1 protein-coding gene and 1 pseudogene are annotated in these 3,720 nt (G+C 76.0%); both read left to right on the top strand.

Features of this window, described 5'->3' with window-relative positions; translation table 11 throughout:
* Nucleotides 1-23: 23 nt before the first annotated feature.
* Nucleotides 24-2,939, top strand: a pseudogene (locus tag IH13_RS0119560) (SDR family NAD(P)-dependent oxidoreductase); the annotation flags it as partial.
* 121 nt (nt 2,940-3,060) lie between these two features.
* Nucleotides 3,061-3,720, top strand: a 660-nt coding sequence (locus tag IH13_RS45565) for a beta-ketoacyl [acyl carrier protein] synthase domain-containing protein (RefSeq protein ID WP_267883862.1), incomplete at its 3' end; no start/stop codon positions are given.

Raw genomic sequence — 3,720 nt, 5'->3', positions numbered from 1 at the left:
GCCGCTGGCTGGCCGGCGCCGACGTGGACTGGGCGGCCTGGCACGCCGGCCGGCCGGGGCCCGCTCCTCGCCGGGTGCGCGCCCCGCGGTACCCGTTCGCCGCGGAGCGCCACTGGATCCCCCTCGACCCCGACCTGGGCGCGGCCGCTCCGCATCCGCTGGTCGACGCCAACGAGTCCACGGTCACCGAGGTGCGCTTCCGCAAGACGCTGCGCGCGCACGACCCGCTGCTGCGTGACCACCTGATCGAGGGCCGGCCGGTGCTCGCGGGCGCGGCGACACTGGAGTTCGTCCGAGCCGCCGCCGCGCTCGCCGAGCCCGGCACCCGGCACGCCCTGCGCGAGGTGGTGTGGGGCCGAGCCGTCGGACTCGACGACCGTGAGACGGAGCTGTACGTCTCCTTCCGCCCGGACGGCACGGGGCTGGTCTTCGAGGTGTACACCGGGACCGGTGCGGACCGCACCACCCACGTACGCGGAAGTGCCGTCCCGGCCCCCGACGCCCCCGAGGCCGCCGAGGACCTCGCCGCGCTGCGCGCCCGGACGTCCGTCGTACGCGACGGCCCCACCGCGTACACCGAGTACGCGGCGGCCGGCTTCGTGTACGGCCCCTCGTTCCGCGTCATCGACGAGATCCGGGTCGGTCCCGGCGAGGCACTGGTCCGACTGACCCGGTCCGGTGCCGCACCGGACACCCAGCTGCCCCCGGCGCTCCTCGACGGCGCCCTGCGGGCCTGCCACTGGACCGGCCGGAGCACCGCGCCGCTCCCCGGTGAACTCGCCGTCCCCTTCAGCCTCGGCGCCCTGGACTCCTTCGCCCCGCTGCCCGAGGTCTGCCACGCGCACGCCCGGCTCTCCGGCGAGTCGGCGGGCGTGCGCCGCTTCGATCTGACCGTGTACGACGACCAGGGCCGCGTCCTCGCCTCCGTACGGGACTTCGCGGGCCGGCTGCCCGGTGCCCAGGCGGCGCCTGCGGGACCTGCGTCCGGCGCCCAGGCGGCGCTGCCCGGCCGTGCGTCCGCCGCACAGCCCGCGCGGGCCGTGTCCGGGCCCGCTTCGGGCGAACCCCGCCTGTACGAGCCGTACTGGCGTTCCGCCGCCGATCCGGAACCGGCGGACGCCGCCGGGACCCTCGCCCTGCTCGGCCGGCACCCGGAACTGGAGTCCGCGCTGGCCGCGACCGGCGTGTGGCGGCGCGTCGTCGCCGTCGGCGAGGACACCGGCAGACTCTCCTCCCTCGTCGGCGAGGAAGGACTCGACCTCGCCCTCGTCCTCGGTGACGCGGACGCCGGATCGCCCGCCGACCTGCTCGACAGCGCCTGCGCCCCCGTCCTCGACGTGCTCGACGCGGCCCGCACCGACGTGCTGCCAGGCCGGGTGCGGTGCCTGGTGCTGCACGCACAGAACGCCGGCGAGGACCGGCCCGAGTGGGCCGCCCTGGCCGGGTTCGCCCGCTCCACCGGGCCGGTCGCGCCGCGCCTGGAACTGTTCACCCTCGGCGTGGACACCGCGGCCCCGGCCGCCGAGGTCGCCCGGGCCGTGGCGGTGGAACTGCGCGCCGCGCCCCGCGCCGCGGGCCTGGAGGTCCGCCGTACGGCCTCCGGCGAGCGGCAGATACGGGTCCTGCGCCCGCTCACCGGGCCGGTCGGCGCGGCCGACGTGCCCCTGCGGGACGGGGGCGTGTACGTCGTGACCGGCGGCGCCGGTGCCATCGGCCGCGTCCTCACCGAGCACCTGGCGCGCACCCACGCGGCCAGGCTGGTCCTGATCGGCCGCTCCGAGCCCGACGAGCCGACCCGGGCCTGGCACGGCACACTGACCGGCCTGGGCGCCGAGGTACTCGCGCTGCGCGCCGACGTGGCCCGGGCAGACGAACTCGGTGCGGCGCTGGCCGCCGCCCGCGACCGGTTCGGCGCTCTGCACGGCGTGTTCCACCTGGCAGGCGTCGCCGACGAGGGCCGCGCAGACGGCGACCGGGAGCGATTCGCCCGTCTCCTCGGCGCCAAGACCCACGGCCTGGTCCACCTGGACCGGCTGACCCGCGGGGACTCTCTCGACCTCTTCGTGGTCTTCTCCTCCGTCTCCTCGCTCATCGGCGACTTCGGAGCCGCCGGCTACGCCACCGCCAACCGCTTCGCCGACCTCTACACGGTGCTCCGGGACCGCCGGGTGCGCCGGGGCGAGGGGCACGGCCGCAGCCTGTCCCTGGCCTGGCCGCTGTGGGCGGTCGGCGGGGTCGACGGGCTGGTCCGCGAGGAGGAACTGGCCGCGTACACCCGCCGCAGCGGTATGCGGGCGCTCACCGCAGAAGCGGGTCTCGACCTCCTCGCCCGCTCCTTCGCCCCCGGCGCCCCATGGCTCGTGCCCGCCTGGGGCGAGCCGGCGGTCGTCGACGCCGCGCTGACGGGTACGCCCGGCGCGGCCCGGCCCGCCGCGCCGGCGCCCGCCGCCCGCACCGGCCGGCTCCGGGCCCGGTTGGTGGAGCACCTGCGCGAGGTCCTCGCGGGCGTGCTCAAGCTGCCCTCCGGGCGCCTCGACAGCCGCGTCCCCCTGGACGACTACGGCCTGGACTCGGTGCTGGTCATGGAGTCCAACTCGCTGCTGGGGAAGGACTTCCCGGGCTTGCGCGGCACCGTCTTCTTCGAGTTCCGGACGGTCGACGAGCTGGCCGGCCACATCCTCGCCGAGCAGGCCGACGCCGTCGCCCGGCTGTTCCCCGAGGAGACCGTTCCTTCGCGGCCGGAGACACGGCCGTCGCGGCACGACGCGGCCCCCGTGTCCGGGCCCGCGCCCGACCCGGGGCCGGAAGCCCCGTCCGCCCGCCGGGACGCCGACGAGCCGATCGCCGTCATCGGTATCAGCGGCCGGTACCCCCAGGCAGACACCTTGGAGGAGTTCTGGAGGAACCTCGCCGACGGCCGCGACTGCGTCACCGAGGTCCCCGCGGACCGTTGGGACGCCGACGCCCTGTTCGACGCGGACCCGGCCGCACCGGGCATGTGTATAAGAGACAGCCTTCGACTCGTTGTTCTTCCAGATCGCGCCCAAGCAGGCGCGCACGATGGACCCGCAGGAGCGGCTCTTCCTGCAGACCGCCTGGTCGGCCCTGGAGGACGCCGGCTACCCGCCGTCCCGGATCCCGGCGCCCCGTCACGGCGGCCAGGGGCACGATGTCGGGGTGTTCGCCGGTGTCATGTGGGACGACTACGCGATCCTCGCCGCCGTCGAGTCGGCCCGCGGCAACCACCAGGTCGTACTGGCCAACCGTTCCGCCATCGCCAACCAGGTCTCCTACTTCTGCGACTTCCGCGGCCCCAGCGTGGTCGTCGACACCGCCTGCTCCGCGTCCCTCGTCGCCGTGCACCAGGCCTGCGAGAGCATCCGCCGCGGCGAGTGCTCGTACGCCGTCGCCGGCGGCGTCAACGTCGCCGTGCACCCGGACAAGTACGTGCACCTCAGCCGCAGGACCATGCTGTCCGCAGACGGCCGCTGCCGGGCCTTCGGCGCGGGCGGCACCGGGTACGTGCCCGGCGAGGGCGTCGGCGCGGTGGTACTCAAACGGCTGTCGGACGCGGTCCGCGACGGCGACACCGTGCACGCCGTGATCCGTTCCAGCGCCGTCAACCACGGCGGCCGGACCAGCGGCTACACCGTGCCCAACCCACAGGCCCAGCAGGCCCTGGTGGAACAGGCGCTGGCCGCCGCGGGCATCGACGCCCGC

Source organism: Streptomyces sp. NRRL WC-3549, from assembly GCF_000721935.1.
Taxonomy (GTDB): domain Bacteria; phylum Actinomycetota; class Actinomycetes; order Streptomycetales; family Streptomycetaceae; genus Streptomyces.
Note: the sequence above shows the minus strand (reverse complement) of the source record. Positions and strands in the feature narration are given on the sequence as shown.